The organism is Pseudomonas pisciculturae (genome assembly GCF_015461805.1).
In the GTDB taxonomy this organism is placed as follows: domain Bacteria; phylum Pseudomonadota; class Gammaproteobacteria; order Pseudomonadales; family Pseudomonadaceae; genus Aquipseudomonas; species Aquipseudomonas pisciculturae.
In genome coordinates, this window is sequence record NZ_JACVZE010000001.1 from 476,265 (window position 1) to 495,542 (window position 19,278).

General features: G+C 59.0%; 11 protein-coding genes. 4 read left to right on the plus strand and 7 right to left on the minus strand.

The window, feature by feature from the left end:
* Nucleotides 1–28 precede the first annotated feature (28 nt).
* From ICY20_RS02140 to ICY20_RS02160, 5 genes are all read right to left on the minus strand, one after another.
* Complete coding sequence (locus ICY20_RS02140) at nucleotides 29–6,541, minus strand: NEL-type E3 ubiquitin ligase domain-containing protein (protein WP_194936835.1); 6,513 nt, start codon at nucleotides 6,539–6,541, stop codon at nucleotides 29–31.
* A gap of 62 nt (nucleotides 6,542–6,603) precedes the next feature.
* Nucleotides 6,604–7,755: an OpgC family protein gene (locus tag ICY20_RS02145; protein ID WP_159956819.1), complete on the minus strand. Its 1,152-nt coding sequence runs from the start codon at nucleotides 7,753–7,755 to the stop codon at nucleotides 6,604–6,606.
* Nucleotides 7,756–7,887: 132 nt separating this feature from the next.
* Nucleotides 7,888–8,184 carry a cupin domain-containing protein gene (locus ICY20_RS02150; RefSeq protein WP_159956817.1) on the minus strand — a complete coding sequence of 99 codons (297 nt, stop codon included), beginning with the start codon at nucleotides 8,182–8,184 and terminating at the stop codon, nucleotides 7,888–7,890.
* Nucleotides 8,185–8,243: 59 nt separating this feature from the next.
* Nucleotides 8,244–8,528: a putative quinol monooxygenase gene (locus ICY20_RS02155; RefSeq protein ID WP_159956815.1), complete on the minus strand. Its 285-nt coding sequence runs from the start codon at nucleotides 8,526–8,528 to the stop codon at nucleotides 8,244–8,246.
* An 11-nt stretch (nucleotides 8,529–8,539) separates the two neighbouring features.
* Nucleotides 8,540–10,159 (minus strand): FMN-binding glutamate synthase family protein, encoded by a 1,620-nt coding sequence (locus ICY20_RS02160; RefSeq protein WP_194936836.1) that lies wholly within the window; start codon nucleotides 10,157–10,159, stop codon nucleotides 8,540–8,542.
* Between the two features lie 164 nt (nucleotides 10,160–10,323).
* Between ICY20_RS02160 and ICY20_RS02165 the strand changes: the two genes are divergently transcribed.
* The 4 genes from ICY20_RS02165 (at nucleotide 10,324) to ICY20_RS02180 (ending at nucleotide 12,560) form a co-directional block, all read left to right on the plus strand.
* The gene (locus ICY20_RS02165) at nucleotides 10,324–11,154 is read left to right on the plus strand and encodes a hypothetical protein (RefSeq protein ID WP_228758254.1); all 831 of its coding nucleotides are present in this window, start codon (nucleotides 10,324–10,326) and stop codon (nucleotides 11,152–11,154) included.
* 117 nt (nucleotides 11,155–11,271) lie between these two features.
* Nucleotides 11,272–11,544, plus strand: coding sequence for a type B 50S ribosomal protein L31 (locus ICY20_RS02170; protein ID WP_159956811.1), 273 nt, complete (start codon nucleotides 11,272–11,274; stop codon nucleotides 11,542–11,544).
* 105 nt (nucleotides 11,545–11,649) lie between these two features.
* Nucleotides 11,650–12,057: an NUDIX hydrolase gene (locus tag ICY20_RS02175; protein WP_159956809.1), complete on the plus strand. Its 408-nt coding sequence runs from the start codon at nucleotides 11,650–11,652 to the stop codon at nucleotides 12,055–12,057.
* The gene (locus tag ICY20_RS02180) at nucleotides 12,054–12,560 is read left to right on the plus strand and encodes a GNAT family N-acetyltransferase (protein ID WP_194936837.1); all 507 of its coding nucleotides are present in this window, start codon (nucleotides 12,054–12,056) and stop codon (nucleotides 12,558–12,560) included. The genes ICY20_RS02175 and ICY20_RS02180 overlap by 4 nt, the downstream gene beginning before the upstream one ends.
* Before the next feature lie 56 nt (nucleotides 12,561–12,616).
* Here the strand turns inward: ICY20_RS02180 and metR are convergent, their stop codons facing one another.
* Complete coding sequence (gene metR / locus ICY20_RS02185; protein WP_159956805.1) at nucleotides 12,617–13,534, minus strand: transcriptional regulator MetR; 918 nt, start codon at nucleotides 13,532–13,534, stop codon at nucleotides 12,617–12,619.
* A gap of 95 nt (nucleotides 13,535–13,629) precedes the next feature.
* Nucleotides 13,630–19,188, minus strand: a complete 5,559-nt coding sequence (locus tag ICY20_RS02190; protein ID WP_194936838.1) for a dermonecrotic toxin domain-containing protein — start codon at nucleotides 19,186–19,188, stop codon at nucleotides 13,630–13,632.
* Between the last annotated feature and the right edge of the window lie 90 nt (nucleotides 19,189–19,278).

Sequence of the window (19,278 nt, forward strand, 5' to 3'; positions counted from 1 at the left end):
CCTGTGCTGACAGGCAGCCTTGATCACCTCAAGCGTGGCGCAAGGCGTGGAGCGCCGCCTGCGTCAATTGGTCGATCAGTCGATTACGCTCCTCTGTTTCTTTGTCGAACAGTGCTTGCAGCTTTTCCAGGTGCTCATCGGAGCGCTTGTCTGGAACCTCCTTTTGCAATTGCCCGATCTTGTAGCGGATAGCATTCTTGATGGTAAGGAACGGTTCGGGAAAACGTCGCTCCAGGTAGTCGACCCAGAAATCGCGTGTCCTGTACGCGTTTGCCAGCCCTACAGACCCCTCCAGTCCCAACAGCATTTGCCTTGCATCCTGCACGTCCTTTTCGACCACACCGTAGCCATGCACCGAGTACAACATCTGGTCGACTTGAACCGGCAGGTTGAATTCTTCCCGCAACCTTACCCGATAAAACAGCACTATTTCGGCGGGGTCCGGTGAACGGTTTTCGATCGACAATCGAGTGATCTGGTTTTCTGCAAACTGATCCAGCTGTTCCAGGTAGTAAACCTGCTTGGCCAGGCCGAGCAGTTCCTGGTCGATGCGATTTTCGCCGTAACGCGCAAGTGTTTGATGGATTCGGTGCATAAGTTCCATGTTGCTGAACAGCAACATGGCGCCGTCGCCACAGGTGCCCGCCGCGCTGGTATTGAGGAACACTTTTTCACGCAGTTCGGTGGATTCGCCCAGCCCGTTGAGCAACCTCCAGACCCGACGTGTCAGTGTGGTTCGTGTTGCGCCGCCCTCTAGGTAATCGTGGGAATGCGTCAGGTCTGCCAACACTCTGAACACATCGTCAGGCCGCGCACCCTCCTGGCTCAGCAGGTGGCTCCACAGGTCCGTCGCCGGGGCATGTTGCGTTTTGTTGAGGGCGCTGAGCCAGGGGCTGATATTGCGCTCGGCCGGCAGCACGTGGGCGATGCCGGGAAAGGCGTCGGCCATGAAGATGTTGGTGTCGACGATGTATTGCGTAATGCGTTGGCGGGTTTGCGGGGACAGCGGATTGTCATGCAGGAAGGTATTGCGGTTGCGGATAGCGCCGTGGGGATGAGTGAACACTTGCTCGGGAATATCGGATATCCGGTTTTCCTGCAGGTGCAGCCCGATCAAACTCCTATGTGTTGCGGCGCCCATGGGCCATTGAGTGAGGTCGGTGCCCCGGAGGTTCAAGGTCGTCAGTTGGGTCATTCGGGTAATGTCCGGTGTCATTCCCAAGACGTTGCCGCTCAGGTTGAGCCTTTGCAGGTTGACCATCGTGGACAGGCGTGCAGAAGATTCGGTGGTTAATCGAATCCTGTTGGACTGCAAATCCAGGTGCAAGAGGTTCGCCATGTCGGTGATGGCGGTGGGGAGCTCAGTCAGTTGACAGTCGATTTCCAAGGCCTGTAGTCCTGGGAAGAGGGCCAGGAACGCATGGGCTGTGGAGGGGAAACTGTTCCCGGCCAGACTCAAGTGTTCGATGTGCCCGAAGCCTCTGAATCCTGTGCTGAAGGCCTCCATAGGCAGGTCGTTGTCGTCCAGTCGCAAGGTCAGTGACGTGGCGTCAATCAAGCCTGCTACAAAACTTCGTGGCGGCCCGTCACGTCGCCACGCCTTGCGCAACTGGTTGGCGATAAGGCGACGCTGGCCCAGATTCATGCCCAAGGGATCTGTCTCTACGTCGTCAACTGCGCGTGGGGTGTCGCTCCAGCGGGTCAGTTCCGTGTCCATAAAGTTGAATTCAGCCTGGCGCCGGTCAAGCTCGATCAGCGCTGCGGGCTCATCCAGGTTGAGCTGGCGGATGTAGGCGCGAGCGTTGTCAGTGTCGAATCTTGGATAGAGTCTCTGGACCCGGCTCACCAGGTCCGGCGCACGATTGCCTGAAAACGGCCAGAACCGGCTCCAGATGGGGTAAGCCAGGAACGAACGGTCCAGCCCCATCGCTGGTTGCAGCCAGGGTTGCAGATGGGGCAGATCGAGCAGGCTTTTGATTTCTACGCGCCGGGCCAGCGCCAATTGGGCGATCTGTTCCTTAAGGGGCGATAGGTCGAACTCATCGTTAATGCCCAGCGCAGTCCGCTCTGCGTCGCTCAAGGTCTGGACGATGGCCGACAGCAGGTTGCTGCCTCTGCTGGCAGCGTCTGTGATTGCCGTTCCCGCAGCGTTGTAGGCCTGGTAGACCCGGTGTCTTTTGACCAGCACCTTGCGCAACGTCCCGGCCGGGTTCCCGGCGCTCTCGATGCTGGGGCCGTTGAAGTGCCGCTCGCGTACTTCGACGCGCAGGTTGGTGGGCCAGCCGGGCACTTTACCGAGCACGTGCAGGGTGATCTTGTCGCTGTCGGGGTTGATCAGGTTGTCCAGGTACAGCCCTTCGAAGGCGCGGTTCAGGCGCAGCTCATGGGCGGTCAACCGCGCTTGTTCGCCCAGGCGCAGGCTGACCTTGCCGTGTTCGTGCAACTGCTTGAGTTCGCGCTGGGTGGCATGGTCCAGGATGGCTTCGACGGCGCGGTTGGGTAAGTCGGCATGTTGAGTCTTGAACCGCTCTCGTAGCCCATTGGCGCTGCCTTGCTCACTCTTTGCATAAAGCGACTCGAAGAGATCGGCCATTTCTTTCTGTGCAAACTCACTTATTTTTTTCACCAGTTTGAACAGTCGCTCTTCAGTCGTTGCGGGCAATTCCCCGAGCAGGGCGTTGATCAGTGAATCGCTTTTGGTGAGTTCGTTCAGCAGCCGGGCCTCTTTGTAGCTTTGCTCTGTTACCACGATGGCTTCGACGTTCGATCCCCCAGTGGCCGGATGTTGATATTGCACTTGATTGCGGGCGTCGACGATTTGCAGCCTGTGGTTTTGCGGCCACCCTGGCAGCCCGGATATCACCAACAGTTGCAGCTCAGGGTTTGCTTCTTTGGTGTTCGGGTCTACTTGCAGCGCGTTGATGAAGTGCTGAATCTGTTGCACGATCTTGAAACGCTTGCAGGTATCGGCCAGCAACGGCGGCGGTGGGTGGCCGGCGCGGTGAACCTGACGCAGTACGTGGTCTGGTGTGTCGGTCAGCGCGAGGATCTGATTGGCCCGTTGTTGGGTAAAGGCGTAGTCGCGATGGCCCAGGCGGCTGAACAGCTGATGGGTGTCCCAGGCCATGGGGTTTTCGCTGGCGAGTCGCCAGGCGCCGTGGCCGTTGTGCTCCAGCAGTGGGGTGTCGACACCGATCTTGGTTGGGTGCTTGAGCCGCCATTTGAAGCGGGTGCTATCGAAGACAATCGGGTACAGGCTGCCGGACAGCGGCAGGTAGTTTTTGCCCTCGATGGGGTAGATGCCGTCGGCCCTGGGCTTGAGTTGCGGTGACAGCGCCAAGTGGTGTTCGTACTGCACCAGTGAGCCATTGACCAGGCTCACAAACCCTTCGGGGTTGCGGCGGGCGCTCATGTTATCGCCCAGGGTTTTGCGCAGGCCCTTGGCGTCGGTGACGCTGTTCATGCCCAGCAGTGTTCGCTCGTGAGGGTGGAGCACCGAGGCGATGGCCAGATAGAAGCTGTCCTGGGCCGGCGAAACGGGGATCTCACTGTCGTTACGGATGTCGTAGCCGCAATAGCGACCGCCGTGGTGCAAGCGCAGGTTCACGGTGTTGTCGTCCAGCCCGCTGGGTACGAAGGTTTCGCCCAGGCTTACATCGGTGACCACAAACGGGCGCTTTAGGGTGTCGCGTATCAGTGCGCCGGCGAACTCCCTGGCCCAAAGGTCGGTGTCGGCATTGAATTCACGGGGGTTGTACAGGCTGTCGATCACGGCGTCGATGCGCAGCGCGGTGCGGTGATGGCTGATCACTTCAGCGAAGGCTGCCGGCAACGTGCCGCCGCTGAGAAAGGCAGCCTGCTCGCGGTTGGTCAACGGGTGGTCGGCGAGGATTCGGTCCAGGCTGACGGCGGTTAGCGGCGGGTTCAGGTCGCGCAGTTTTTTCAGCAAGGGTGTGACGGTGATCAACGCGGGGGATACCTTGATCGGCAGAAATCGCCTGGCCTGCATGGCCGTGGCGGGGTCGCCTTTCTCATAGCCCCAGTAATCGAACAGCGCCGAAAACAGGGCGTGTTGCTCGGTGTTTGCCAGTGTCGCGACCTGCTGGCGTACCTCACTGATGCGCGCCTCTTCGCTGGCGTTGGGTTGACCTTCTTTACCCAGCGTCGAGCCTGTCGGTTGCTGGCGAATGATCCGTTGCAGCCACTGCCCATCGCCTTCGTCATTGAGGCCGGTATAGCTGCCATCGTCCCTGCGCTTGAGGTTGATGGCGTGCGGCTGAGGCGGACGTTGTTCGGTTTTGCCATAGGTCTCGATCAATACGCCCCGCGCATCGTAGATATGCAGCAGGCTGTCGGTCGGCCAGCCGCTCAACTGGGTCAGCAGACAAAAGACCGTGCTGTCGGCGTGTGCTGGCATGTGCTCGGCATGGGCAAAGGTCGTGATGATCTGTCGGATCACCCGGTCGACCTGCAAGCGCCGCACGCCCTCGATCAGGTTCAGTGGCGCCGCCTCGCCGCGCCAGACCTTGTCCAGGGTCGTGCGTGTGGTGGCGGTGCTGCGCAGCATATGTTCAAGGTCGGCCGGCGGGACGGTCGAGGAGCCGTTGGGCAGCATGCGTTGCAGCAGCTCGTGGTTGGACATGACGTGGGCGTTGTGCAGGTCGAAGATCCACGCCTGAATCGCTGGGTCGAAAATAATCGGTGGTGTGTATCTGTCCCTGCCGTTGGTGAGCACATAGCGTTTATGCACCTCGTCATAGCGGACTTCGGCCAGTACATCCAACCCGCTCTGGCGCAGCTTGGCGTAGTGCCGGGCCTGGTGCGTGTAAATACCCAGTGCGTTAGGGGAGATACCGTTAACCAAGCGTTGATTGTCATGGGCATACGGCCGGGCATCGGCCTTCCAGAGCGCGTGGCTGCCGTCGGAGCGTGTGATTTTCTGTGGGTTGCCGAGTTGTTCCAGGTAAGCGTGCATGCGTTGGCGGTGCACCCGGCTGGCGGTTGAGATCAACCTGCCGCTGACCGCCAGGTCGGCCAAATCGGCCAGGGCCGAGGCAAACCCGCTAGCCTCGCCTTTGGCCACTTCATTAATGCCTTGGGCAGTGCTGTAGGTCAGGCTGCCCATCACCGCCAGCTGCATGACCCGATTCATGCCGGTCACCCCGCCAGGCAGTGGCGTGAGCAGCAGTTGCAGCACTTCGCCGGCAATCGCTGCTGATGCGTCCTTGAGGGCTTGCCAATCTTTTTCCGAGCGCTGTTCTGCCATGGCGTCCAGGTCTGCCTGGAAACGTTGGATTTGTCGCGCTGCATACGCCTGCACCAAGGTGAGTTCCCGGCCGGATTTGATGTCGGTATGAAAGCGGATGTGGTCCAGGGTCTTTTTCGGGAAGGCCTTGTGGAAGGCATCATACAAGTAGCCGGCGAGTGCATTGAGGTCTTTGGGCCGCTGCTCTTTGTCGATCAGTGACTTGAACACCGACAGGCCAATCAAGGGCAATTGCCTTGAAAACCAGCCCAGGTCTTTTTGGTCGTGACTGCTGATCAGTTGTCGGCGAAAGGCCAGTTCGGCAGCTTGCGCATCAGCGTGATATTGCAGGGCGCCGCCGGGGCGGGCTGGGAAATAGGACAACACACCAAGGCTAGCCACACGGATCAGCAGTAAAGGAACCGGCAGGGCCGTGTCCCACGGCACGAAGGGCACGGAGACGACGGGTGTGACACCTGAGTTCAGATTCAGCGTGTCGAAGGGCAATTGGGGCCCGGTGCCGGACAGGGCGGCGTTCAGTCGGTTGTAGTACTCCAGCGTCACGCCGGTGGTGGCACGGTTACGGTAGGCGTCGATCACGTCGAACAACAGGCTGGCTTTTGCCGACGCGATGAATAATTGTTGCAGTGGGGCGTTTGCGGCCATGGCCGTGCGGGTTTTATTGCGCAGTTGACCGCCCAGGTCCAATTCGCGCGCCGCTTTGATAAAGGTGGCAGTGTCCAGGCTTCGGTCATCGTCCGGGCCGACAATGTAGCTGGCCTCCACCAGGCTGAAACCGGAGTCACCGTGGATGGAGTGGGTGAAGCCGAAGTTCAGGCAAGCGGCTTCCCACAGCGACATCTGCTTGAGGTGTTCAATGTAGTGAAAGTCGTACTGGGCCCGTCGCGTACGCTGTCTGCCTTTAGGAATGGGCACGTAGCCGACGGGGACGAGCGGGTCTTGCGGGTCCCAGGGAAAGCCGCGCTCGCGTTTTTCCTTGTATCGGGTAAAGAGGGTGTATCGCTCTGGGTCGCGCCCGCCGATTTTCGACTGCAGTTGCGCGAGGCCTTGGGTCTTGAAGTCCTGGGTCAGCTTTTGTTGGGCCGTTTCCAGGGCGTCCAAGGCGTTCAGTGCCTCGCGTTGCAGGGCGAGATAGCGGGTTTTTTCTGTGGGAATCAAGCTGCCCAGTGCTTGATTCACATTCTGCTGAATCAGCTCCAGGGCTTCTTGACGGGACCAGGAAGTGCTGGATTGCAGGTTTCCAGATAAACCGTTGAGCAGTTGATGCGTTGACATGGACCATGACCTTTCACACTACGTGGAAGGCCATGGAAGCACCGCCGAACGCGCTGTTGGGGTTAACTATTTAATGAGGGCGGCGCGGGTGCTGCGGCCCGTTCTTGCAATGATTTGTCCAGGCGTTTGTTGAACTCCAGCCACGCGGCCAGTAGCCCCATCAGCACCACGCCCAATACCGCGCTGAACAGCTGCATGGCCAGCGCATCGCCCGCCATGGCATTGAGCATGTCCGCCAGCGGCGCCAGCAGTACGCCCAGGCAGAACACCTCCAGTGAGTAGCGGCCCATGCGGCAACTTTGTTGCGCCAGCCAGTGACGAGTCCAGCCAACGGTGGGCAACAGTTTGGCGGTGACATAGGCCAGCGCCAGGAAGTGCAACAGGCGTACCGGCGACAGGTCGGTCTTGCTGATGGGGTACAGCAGGTCACTGATAGCCGAAGGCATCCACGCGTCATGCACCTCGGGCCATCGCCAGGAAATCGTGATGACCCCGGCCAGCAGCGAGTAGACCGCCGCAGCAACAAACAATGGCTGCGTGGCCAGCCCACGGGCCTCGACCGGGCGTGGCTGGCTGGCATGGATCGCCGCCGCGCCGCCGAGCACGAACAGCAATTGCCAGGTCACCGGGTTGAAGTACCACACGCCATCGGCAATCGCTCGCAGGTTCCAGCCCATCCACGGTGCCAGCAGGTACACGGTCACCGACACTGCGACCACCGCCCAGGTCTTGCGCAGCAGCAGTGGCAACACCAGCGCCAGCCCGCCCAGCAATACGATGTACAGCGGCAACGGGTCCATCAGGTTGGGCTTGAAGCGCAACAGCAGCTCATCAGTGAGCGCCTGTTGCGGGTGGGTGACAAAGTGCGTCAGGCCCATTTCCTCGACGAGGTCACGGGTTTCCACATGGCTGTTGGCGAAGAACACGATGCCCATCAGCATCGCCAGCAAGAAAATATGCACCACGTACAACACCCAGGCACGCCGCAGGATTTTCAGCGAGGCAATCCAATAACCGTCGCGTTGCAGGATCTTGCCGTACGCCAGCACGGCGGCATAACCGGCGAGGAACACAAACACTTCTGCCGCATCGCTGAAACCGATGTTACGCAGGGTGATCTGGCCGAGAGGGTTGTGGGGGACGTGATCCCAGAAAATGAAGATCAACGCCAGGCCCCGAAAAAAATCGATGCGCGGGTCGCGTCCGTTCAGCATGGCAGCGGGCTCTTGTACAAAGGGTTTAGTAAGGACAGGCGAACGCGGGTGTTGTCATACGCCGCACGTCGGGCGGGCGCAGGTTGGCGGTATTTGTAAGCAATTGCAAAGGTTGGATATTACTGAATGTCTCTAGACATCAATGATCACCAACGAGCCATGGCTGCCGGCGAGTACGCCATGGGCGGTGCCGGCTTCAACGAGATACATCTGGCCGGCCTCCACGAGTACCGCTTCATCGTCGATGCTTAGGCGCAACTGGCCGCTGACCACCAGTAACCCTTCATTGTAATCATGGGTTTCTTCTTCATAGGCCTGCTCATCCATGCGCAACACTTTGATCCGTGCTGGGCCGACCTGGCCCAGGCGTGTAGATTTCCAGCTTTCAGGCAGTTGCCCGGCAATAGCAGTGAAGTCGAGTAACGGCATGTGAATCTCCTGGTTTCAACGATGCCGTCGGTGGTCCGGTTCAGCTTGAAAGTAGTGGTTTAAAATGCATCCATCAGCAGCACCCGGCACGGTTTGGCTTGGTAAGCATTGATCTGCGGCACCAGCCGGGTGAAGTGTTCGGTCTGGCAATGTGCATCAAGCGCTGCCTGGTCAGGCCATTGCTCGATAAAGATAAAGTGCCCTGGGTCTTTTTGATCGACAAATAAATCGTAGGCGATGCACAGCGGTTCCAGGCGGGTTTTTTCTACCAGCTCGGCGTACCACGGGCGCACGGTTTCCAGGTGTTCGGGTTGGATGAAATCTTCGGCGGTGACTTTCAACACGGTAACGATCCTTAGGCAGCAGCCACTTCATTGGCTTCAAAACTGTCGGCCCGTGCCATCTGCCACATGCGCGAGTAGAACTCGCCATTCACCTCGCCGGTGAGCAATTCGCCGGGTTTGAGAAACACATGCAGCTGCGAAAACAGCTTGATCTCGGTCGCCGACATGCGTCGTACCAAGTGCTTGGCTGACAATTGCGACGGATGATCAAGGCCCGCGGCAGCAAGCATTTCGGCCAGGGCCTTGAGGGTGTTGCGGTGGAAGTTGAACACGCGCTGGGCTTTGTCGGGCACCACCAGTGCGCGTTGGCGCAGCGGGTCTTGTGTAGCCACACCGGTTGGGCATTTGTTGGTGTGGCAGCTTTGGGACTGAATGCAGCCAATCGCAAACATAAAGCCGCGCGCCGAGTTGGCCCAGTCGGCGCCGATGGCCAGCACGCTGGCAATGTCGAATGCGCTGACGATCTTGCCGCTGGCCCCGAGCTTGATCTTGTCCCGCAGGTTCAGGCCCACCAGGGTGTTGTGCACAAACAGCAGCCCCTCACGCAACGGCACGCCGATATGGTCGGTGAACTCCACGGGCGCGGCGCCAGTGCCGCCTTCCTTGCCGTCGACCACGATAAAGTCCGGGAGGATGCCGGTTTCGAGCATGGCTTTGGCGATGCCCATGAATTCCCAAGGGTGCCCCAGGCAAAACTTGAAACCCACCGGTTTGCCGCCAGACAGCTCGCGCAGTTGGGCGATGAATTGCATCAGTTCGATAGGCGTGGAAAACGCGCTGTGGCGTGACGGCGAGATGCAGTCTTCGCCCATCAGGATGCCGCGGGTTTCGGCGATTTCCTGGGTGACTTTGTGTTTGGGCAAAATCCCGCCGTGGCCAGGCTTGGCGCCCTGGCTCATCTTGATCTCAATCATGCGCACCTGCGGGTTCTGTGCCTGCGTGGCGAAGCGCTCCGGGTCGAAACGGCCGTCGCTGGTGCGGCAGCCGAAGTAGCCGCTGCCCAGTTCCCAGGTCAGGTCGCCGCCGTGTTCGCGGTGGTAGGGGCTGATGCTGCCTTCGCCAGTGTCATGGGCAAAGTTGCCCAGTTTTGCACCTTGGTTCAGCGCACGAATGGCGTTGGCGCTCAACGAGCCGAAGCTCATCGCGGAGATATTGAACACTGACGCCGAATACGGTTGGGTGCATTGCGGGCCGCCGACGATCACGCGAAACGCGCTGGGGTCGCTCAATGGCGCGGGGCGCATGGAGTGGCCAATGAACTCGAAGCCTGACTGGTACACGTCGATCAGGGTGCCGAAGGGTTTGTCGGCGCTTTCGTTCTTGGCCCGCGAATACACCAGCGAACGCTGGGCCCGGGAGAAGGGCAGGGCGTCGCTGTCGGACTCCAGCAGGTACTGGCGGATTTCCGGGCGGATGGCCTCCACCAGGTAACGGATATTGCCCAGTATCGGGTAATTGCGGCGCACCGCGTGGGGGCTTTGCAGCAGGTCGAACAGGCCGATCAGGCTCAGCACGCCGGTGATCACCGTGATCGGCCACAGCCATTCGTGTTGGATAAAAGGGAGGCTGGCCAGGGTGAAAATGACGCACACGGCAAAGAAGGCGTAGCGGCTTAACAACGACAGGCTCATACGGTTTTCCTTAGGTTCAACTCTGTAGGTCGATCCGCCATTCTGCGCCTGTACTTGGAGCGCGAACAAGGATTGAAGGCTCTGGGTCGGCACGGGAACTGTTTGGGCTGCGCATGCCACGCATCGGCTGCAACGTTTAAGAAAATGCCCATAGGAATTTATTCATGCATATGAGTGCTGCTATTCACTTACCGCAATCGATTCAATTGCCGTCGGCCTTGGCGCAAGAAACCAACCCCCCACGGGTTGAAAACGCCGAGCAGGATGTACGTTCAAAACCTGGCTTCGCCACAGGCCGCCCACCTGGTGATCACCGCAGTGCTGATCGCATCATCGACGACAACCCCATTCTCAAGCGGCTCGGTCATCAGAAAGATATCAACCGGCACCTGGCTTACGAACGCTTGGGTGATTGGACTACCAACAATCCCGATTCGGATGCACGCGCCGATGCGGCTTTCAATGCTGCCCGAGTGCTCAATTACATCGACGCCTCGCTGTCTGCATCGGGCGAAGACCGTAAAGAGGCGAGCGGCAACGGTGACCTTGAGGGCATCACGAGCAGCGGAGATGCTCGGCACGGCACGCCTGCGGGTATGTGGAAAGACTTCACCGAGCAGGGCTATGGCGCATTGAGGGCAGACCATCGGCTGGATACGACCAGTGACTCCCATGTCAGGTCTGACGGCAGCAACAAAGACAATCTGCAGTGGGCTGCAGGCGAGACCGGCAGGAAACTCTGGTTTGCGCCCGGACTCAGCAATGTGTTGTTAGCCATCGGAAACTCTGCCTCGGGTCTTGGCCCTGCCCTCGCGGGTGCCAAGGCTGGAATCGACAAAACGATGAGTGACGGTCTGAGCGAGTCGATTAACGGTATCGTCACTGGCGATCTTCGAGCGGTCTTGCGAGGGGGCGTTAACCAGTTGAGAAAGAACGACGCCACACCGGAGTTCGTCAAGACGCTATTGGGTTCGGTCGGCGATTTAACGGCTTGAGGCGGCTGATGCCTGAAGAAAGGTCATTTTAGACTTATTGCAATCCGTTCTCGTTTGGGCGCATGATTTGTGTTACTGTATAACACTTATTTTGCACTCAGACGCCCCGGAGGCCTTATGAAAGCTGGTATTCATCCCGACTACCGTACTGTGCTGTTCCATGACACCGCTGCCGACGTGTTCTTTTTGATCGGCTCCACCGCCGACAGCGACCGCACTCACACCTACAGCGACGGCAACACTTACCCGTATATCCCGCTGGACGTCTCCAGCGCCTCACACCCGATCTACACCGGCCAACAACGCAAGACGCAGGCAGAAGGCCGGATTGCAGGGTTCAACAAGCGCTTTGCCGCGTTTGGTTCGAGCCCGAAAAAAGCAGAGGAGTGAGGCATACTTTGATCGAATGAGGGAGCCTGCGGGCTCCCACTTTGATTGCGGCGTGCCTGCAGGTCATGTGATCCTTGCGCCCTTTGCAGTCAAGGAAGCCATCCCATGCCCTCTACCATTCGCATCGCTGCCGCCCTGTTGATCGGCAAGGATGGCCAGACCCTGCTGGTGCGCAAGCGCGGTACCCAGGCGTTCATGCAGCCTGGCGGCAAGATCGACGCCGGCGAGCAACCGGCCCAAGCCCTGGCCCGTGAGCTGCACGAAGAACTCAACTTGCGCATCGATCCCAGCGCCGCCGTGTACCTGGGTAAATTCTCTGCGCCCGCCGTCAACGAGCCGGGTTTCACCGTGCATGCCGAGTTGTTCCAGGTGAATATCGACGTCGCCGTGACCCCCGCCGCCGAGATCGAAGAAGTGCGCTGGATCGACCCGACCGGCGACGGTGGCTTGCAACTGGCGCCGCTGACGCGCGATGTGATCCTGCCGTTTTATCGTCAATCGCTGACGGCATGAACATTCGCCCGCTGCGGGCCGACGACGCCGAGGCTTATCGAGCATTGATGCTTGAGGCCTATGGTGCGTACCCACGAGCGTTCACCTCCAGTGTGGCCGAGCGCGCAGCGATGCCGTTGAGCTGGTGGGAAAAACGCTTGGAGAGCCCGCTGGATATGTTGCTCGGTGCTTTTGACGAGGAGGCGCTGGCGGGCATAGTCGGCCTGGCCTTCGAGCCCCGGGAGAAGGCCAGGCACAAGGTGACGTTGTTTGGCATGTATGTGAATGCCAGCCATCAGCAAAAGGGGTTGGGTCGCCAGTTGGTCGAGGCAGCACTGGCTGAGGCGCGTCAACAACCGCGCCTCAAGCTGATCCAGCTGACCGTTACCGCCGGCAATGAGGCGGCGTTTGCGTTGTACCAGCGCTGCGGGTTCATCCAGTACGGCCTGGAGCCGCTGGCGGTGCGGGTGGGGGTCGAGTACTTCGACAAGATTCACATGTGGCGCGAGCTCAAGATCGACTGAGATTCACATGTGAAACCCGAGCCCGCCCCACACTTGAATCTTCATTGTTGTTGACGTCAGCGCACCGCGCTGACGCCATCCAAGGTCGAAAACGACGTGTCCTTGGCCGTCAGCAGAAAATCGCGCATGTACGGCGCATCCAGCATGTCTGCACGTATGCCTGCATACAGCGTCGCAAACAAACCTTTATCGCCCAGGCGCTTGGCCTTCACATAACCGCGTGAGCTGTATTCATGCAGCGCCCAATGGGGCATGCCGCACACCCCACGGCCGCTGGCGACCAGTTGCATCATCATCACCGTCAGTTCTGAGGTACGCACTTGGGCCGGTTCGATGTCGGCCGGTTCCAGGAAGCGCGTGAAGATATCCAGGCGGTCGCGCTCCACCGGGTAGGTGATCAGGGTTTCGGTGAGCAGGTCTTCGGGCACGATGTACGACTTGTTCGCCAGGGTGTGTTGGTTGGCCACTGCCAGCATGGCTTCGTAGGTGAACAACGGCACGTAGGTGATGCCCGGCAATTCCTGCGGGTCGGAGGTCACCACCAGGTCGAGGTCGCCTCGGGCCAGGGCCGGCAGCGGCGCGAAGGCGAAGCCGGAGGCCAGGTCGAGTTCGACTTCGGGCCAGGCGTCGCGGAACTGGTCGATGGTCGGCATCAGCCACTGAAAGCAACTGTGGCATTCAATGGCCATATGCAAACGCCCGGCGGTGCCGCCGGCCAGTCGCGCGATATCACGTTCGGCGCCGCGCAGCAGCGGCAGGGTAGCGTCGGCCAGTTGCAGCAGGCGCAGGCCGGCGCTGGTGAAACGCAGTGGCTTGGTCTTGCGCACGAACAGCGGCATACCCAGGCGCTCTTCCAACTCTTTGAACTGGTGAGACAGGGCAGACTGCGTCAGGTGCAGGCGTTCGGCGGCTTCGACCAGGCTGTCGGCCTCGCGCAAGGCGTGCAGGGTTTTCAGGTGGCGGATTTCCAGCACCTTGGCCTCCATGAGAAATTTTGATGAATAATGCGAATGCGTTGAGTTTGTCTCATGTTGGCAAGGCTGTCGACCGAGGCGTTTTTACAGGGTGATCATGAGGCGACCCACAGCGGTTCAATATGCGGGAGTGCCACCGACTGTCTGCCGATGTTGGAAAGCGGCAGCGCCGGGTATTCGGCGCGGGTCAGGTAGCGATGCTCCGGCAGTTTCAAATGGGCTTTTTCAAACTCGCCAAATGTTGCGGCCCCGCGGTTGTAATGGAAGTGCGCGTACCACAACAGCTTCGGCGGCGTCGACGTCAGGTTCCACACTTCATACTCCTGCATGAAGTCGCGACGTCCTCCCGGTTGCCTGGCCAGTTCTGCCATCGGGGCATTTCGGCGGATATCGACTGCGTGTTGTCCTACCAGGTCGTCAAGCATTCCATCGGTAGGTTTGCGGCTCGCCAGCGACTGCTGGGTCCGCAGGGTGCGTCCGGTGGTCGTCAGCTCCGTGGCTTTATCGCGTAGTTGATTGATCAACAGGTGTTCAGGCGCTAGTGGCTCAATGGCTTGGGCGCGTGCGCTTAACTCATCGGCCTCCCTGACCAGCATTTCCTGCAGATCGACTGGCAGCATGTCTTGGCGAGCATATCCCTGGACTTTGCCGATGTAGGCGTCTGTGGCGTCCAGTCGCGCCTGAGCCTCAGTGATCAAGGCCTGCGTGTTTTTGGCGGCGGGCACCGGTGTCAGTGCGGGCGGATTGACCCAGCGGTATCTGCCGCTGGGACTTTGTTCCCATATTTCAAGGCGCCCTTGGGCTCCCGTGAGGGTAAAGAGCCGCGTATGGGTAGACTCCGACCAGTTTTCTACGCCGATCAGCCACTGATGGTCCTCCGTTTCGAAAACCTTACGGGTCGCTTCCCCGGGGACGACAAGCTCCACTTCTTGCAAAGACTTTCGGGCACGCACGCTCATGTCATCCAGCAGCCCATACAGTTCAGGCAATTGACCGCTGTCGAAGTGTTGAGGATACGATGTTGCCCAGCGGTTCAAATTGCGCCGCGTACGCTCGTATGTCTCGATACAGGCATTGAGGAGGGCATTGCGTTGGACCCGGTTGGTGCTTACTTCCACCAGGTGATTCTGTATATACAGCGCGCGGTAGGCTGCATGCTTGGTGTTTTTCAAGGGCGCTTGCAGATAGTGCCAGGACACATCGCCAAGTTCTTTGCGGTGATCTACAAGCTCCAGCAGTGTGGTTGTTTTCGTATAACGAAGGTTTTTCGCCGACATGCGTCGGTTTATCACCTCGCAAGCGCCGGCCAATTTCTGTCGTTGGCTCGTGATGGTAACGAGCCTATTCCATGTGTTGAGCGTTTCGATCGCATTTTCTAACTGAAGAAGCATCGCGTAGTCGGCAAGACGCTTATCCCTGATCTGCTGCCTGAGCGCAGAGCGTGCCGTCAGTTGGTCAAACGGGGTCGCGTCCAGACGGTTGATTAACTCTTGAATGGCGTCACTGGAGAGCACGAGTTTCTCAGCCCTTATCTTGGCCAGCCATTGCGCTCTCCACGTGAGACCGTAGGCGACATCACTTTGGGCTCTAGTGGCACGATTCGCCCTGTTGCCGTGAGCAGCTTGTTCCAGTGGTGCAAGGTCCTGATTGAGCCGTTTGGCGAGGTCGATGCCTTCTGTCAGTTCTTTTTCAAATGTGTCGAGATCAACGGCTTCGCCTTTATCGTGACGGGTAGTGAGGCTCTCCACGCGCTGGCGATTGAGATCAAAGCTGCGATGGGTGGCTCTCGCACTGGACTCCAGTGCTCGCTGCTGGCGATAGGCACGGTTGGTCCACCAGGCGGGCAGGCGTTCGCGTATAGCCATCGGCCAGAGTGGCTCCATTGTGTCAGCCACATGCCCGAGCACTGCGCCGCCGCCAGCCAAACCGACAGGTTGAGCCGTGCCGTAGACACCAAAGTGGGTGTCCCATTGACCCGCTTCATCCAGGGCTATCGGTTGTTTGTAGGTTTTCAGCGAGTTGCCACTCAAACGCCAGTGCCCGTTGTGCAGTTCGATTTGATAGACGTTGCTCTGACGCAGTATGAAATTGCCATCTGCGTGGCGATAGACGTTGCGGTAAAGGCCGTGGATAGCGGTTTTCGCGTTGCCCAGATTGATGACTTTTTCGTATTCATAGCCCTTGAAACGCTGGGCTATGTGCCGGGCTTTCCAGTTGTTGGGTGTGAGCAAGAAACCGCCACTCATGAAGATATTGCGCAGTTGGCGGCTCAAGGTGCGGCTGACCACAGCGCTGGGGCTGATGCCTATCCCAGTAGCGACGTCCATGCCGGCATCGATCAACGCTAGCAGTACCTGAGTGATGTGCTGCATGCCTTGGGCATGGTCACCGCGCCGAAAAGCATCAACGGCGGCAAAGGCGCTGTCGATGCCATCGTTTATCCCAATCACCGTACCCACTATCGGCACAACACCGAGTGCCATCTTGATGTAGTTGAAGGTCTGTGTACCTTTCACGGCGTACAGTTCGAGGAACAATGCGCTGTTCGAACGAGAGCTGGCACGGTGGGCCTTTATCACACGGCCCATTTGCGCATTGAGCAGGTGGTTGGCCAATGACGTGGTAGCTGGCCAAGGTGTGCCGACGCCGATCAATGCGTCGAAATGCTTGAGCACCGCCTGGTTGATGCGGGCGACGTGATGGGCCTCGCTGCCCGACACGGCACGGTCGGCAAGATAGTTCACCATCTTGCTGTGCAGGCACAGATTGAACAGCGCCATGCGGGCCGCTTCAAGGCTGATGTAGCTGTGCAGGTATTGGCCGTCCGGGCTGTCGGGCAGATACAGCAGGGTGCTTCCCGAGTTTTTCTGATGGATAAATGTAATGCCCGATAAAGTGCTGGGGCCGTCTTCGGTATCGGGTCCACCCACCGTCAGTACGGCCGGGATCAGCTCAATGTTGTTGCCATCGGCCTGCCAGGCTTGAGATGTGGCGGCATCAATGGTGATGTCGAGGGTACGTAGCTCGATCGCATTGATGTGTTTTTGCAAGAATGCCTGACGTCCCTGAAGCTTAAGCAGCAGGCGGTGTGGTTCCAACAGGCATTCAAGTCGATGATCGCGAGTGAAGATCGCGCCCGATGAGTCGCCACGGTAAGTCTCGATAATCAGGTCTTCATAGCGTTGAGCCAAGTCCAGTTCAGTCACCAGCTTGCGCAGGTAACTGACGGTGAGCGCGGTCGTAAGTGCCTGCTTTTCAGAAGTGTCTGCGCTGACCTCTACCTTCATAAACCCCAGCCGCTCGTAGAGGCTCGAATCAATATTGCCCAGCGCCAGTTTCTCCAACGACATTTTTACCCGGGTAGCGCTGGGGACTGGCACATTTTTGGTGGGCGTACCTTGCGCGCCTGGCGCTTCAATAAAATGCTGCTGCCACGTCACTGATTCCGGCAAGTCAAGTTGAATGCTGAAGGGTTGTTTGAGTGAAAAGTCCCGTGACAGGCGTGCATCCAGGCGTTTTTTGCAAAAGCTGCCGACCTCAGGCAGTTTCAGGTTCAGCGCCTCTTCGGCGCGCCCGAACGCCCGGATATAGGCCTCGAGAATCGTTTTGAGCTCGGCCTTGTCGGTTGCCGACACGTGGCCGTGCCAGGGCGCCAAATTGGCAGCCAGCGTGCCGCTGCGGTTTTGCTCCTGAAGGTGCGCATAAGCCAATTCCCGTGCGGCGTGGAAGGGTACCCCCAGCTCATGGATGGCTTGCAGGCGCATGGGCGCCAGTTCACTGGCTTGGCGTGCGGTATCGTTGGGGGCTCGCTGCAGCATCTCTTCTATGTTGCTGACCCAACCATCGAGTTGCGCCGTGAGGCTGTACTCGAAGGGGGTTTGATTCAGCAGGGCGAGCCCTAGGAACTCTGTGTCCGAAGGCATTACTTGCAGCCACTGTTCAAGTGCTTCGCGCGAGTCGAAGCGTTGGAGGCCGCCTTGGCTACCAGGCCAATACAGCAACAAGCCCTGGGGGCTTGAGGCGTCGATCAGTGCCTCCTCCAGCGTGATGAGCAGCACGCCGTTCAGCTCTTTACTTTGGACTTTGGTTTCTCCGTTGATGCGTTCGGTGAGCGACAGCGTCAGGCAGGCCACTGACACTTTCAGCCCGGGATTCGGCGCTTGGAGGGGGGCAAACGCAGCCATGAGCATGTCGTATTCGTGTTGGGATATCTGATTGAGCTGACGCTGCAGGCGGGTTTCGGCGAGCAGACCCTTGAGTCGTGCCTGCAGTAAGCGTTGATAGTCGGGGTTCGTCTGCCGGGACAGCTCCAGCAGTTGGTGTTGAGGCTGTTGTTCCCACAGTGCGGTTGCTGCGGTATAGGCCTCGTTTTGCGCCTCGTGCAAGAGGTCGAGTTGGGCGCGAAAAGCAACCAGGCGCTCGTCGTTCGGGTCACCCGCGAAGTCTGGCCCCAGGAGGGTCTTGAACGCTTGCTGCTGCTGCAACAGCGCGAAGCGGCGCTGGCGCAATGGCAGGTCGGCGGTCAAGCCAGCGAATTCCATGGCTGGACTGTCGAGGGCTTCATCATCCTCCGGCTGTGTGGCCGGTAATGCAGGTTCTGAGGCAAGAAAACCCTGGTTACGTTGTCGCTCGTCCACCTGATTGGCTGCTTCAATACCCCTGTGCCCATGTTCGGCAAGGTTGTGACCGTAACTGTGCTTCAGGCTTTCTTGCTTGAGTTTTAGGCGATGCTCCAGCAGTTGGGTCATGCCGGCCTGTAGGGCGTCATTCACCTCGTGATAAACGATCAGATGATCGTGTTCAATCTCAGTCACACCTGCAAACAACTCGGGTTGCCCAAGCAGCCACTGCTCCATGTCGATGCGGTTGTTGAACAGCCTCAGCGCCGGCTGTTGAGTGGGCAGGTACAACAGCTGCAGGACGACGTCGCTGTCCAGCGTGATGACCAGCGAGCCCGGGATCTCGGCATCGTTGAAACCTACGCGTTTGAGCAGCAGTTGTTCGGTATAGATTTTCTGGCCGTCAAGCAGCACTTCACCGGTCGGTGGATCAAGGACTTTGAGCAACGGCTTCAGCTGATCGGCCGTGATGCTGCCCGTGGCGCAGGCTAGCTGCGCAGCGGCCTGGAGATGGTTGCTGTAGAGCGCGATAGCGTGATCGCGGCGCGACAACGGGGTGCCGGGGGCTCGCGTGAACCACCAGTAGGTTACCCAGGCGGTCCTCAAGGCGTGGTGTACATTCAGTTGGGTGAAGTGTTTGAGCAAGTCCAACGGCTGGGTGGCGTAGTGTTGTTTGTCATTTGGCAGGCCAATGACCCGGCAACGCTGGTAGAGCGCGGCGTAGTTGGGCAATTGATACATAAAAGCTACGGCCTGCGTCAGCGTGACGTAGCGCTCGGGCGTGTCGCCGGAGGCCGCGAAATGTAACTGTACGCTATCGCCATCCAGGCCCAGTTCTTCTTTGATGAACGTGGTGAGTGAGGCGTGGACACTGGGTGCGTCAGTGGTGAGCTTGAGCATTTGCGCTCGGCTGTCTTGCCAGCGCTGTGTGGCTTCCAGCAACAGGCTTTCATTCACGGGGCTAGACCCCGCGGAGTAAGGAACGAGCTCGTCGTTTACGGAAATCGGTACGGGGATATCGGGTGTATCAGTCATGGGGCGGCACTCAGAGAAATGGGCAGAACGGTGCAATACCGGTTGCAGCCTTATTTAAAAGTGCGTAGCGCCACGCAGAGGGATAGATAG

Coding starts and splice junctions, on each gene's coding strand:
- ICY20_RS02165 (WP_228758254.1), top strand. CDS start 10,324: ATGCATATGAGTGCTGCTATTCACTTACCGCAATCGATTCAATTGCCG.
- ICY20_RS02170 (WP_159956811.1), top strand. CDS start 11,272: ATGAAAGCTGGTATTCATCCCGACTACCGTACTGTGCTGTTCCATGAC.
- ICY20_RS02180 (WP_194936837.1), top strand. CDS start 12,054: ATGAACATTCGCCCGCTGCGGGCCGACGACGCCGAGGCTTATCGAGCA.
- ICY20_RS02190 (WP_194936838.1), bottom strand. CDS start 19,188: ATGACTGATACACCCGATATCCCCGTACCGATTTCCGTAAACGACGAG.
- ICY20_RS02150 (WP_159956817.1), bottom strand. CDS start 8,184: ATGCCGTTACTCGACTTCACTGCTATTGCCGGGCAACTGCCTGAAAGC.
- ICY20_RS02175 (WP_159956809.1), top strand. CDS start 11,650: ATGCCCTCTACCATTCGCATCGCTGCCGCCCTGTTGATCGGCAAGGAT.
- ICY20_RS02145 (WP_159956819.1), bottom strand. CDS start 7,755: ATGCTGAACGGACGCGACCCGCGCATCGATTTTTTTCGGGGCCTGGCG.
- ICY20_RS02140 (WP_194936835.1), bottom strand. CDS start 6,541: ATGTCAACGCATCAACTGCTCAACGGTTTATCTGGAAACCTGCAATCC.
- ICY20_RS02160 (WP_194936836.1), bottom strand. CDS start 10,159: ATGAGCCTGTCGTTGTTAAGCCGCTACGCCTTCTTTGCCGTGTGCGTC.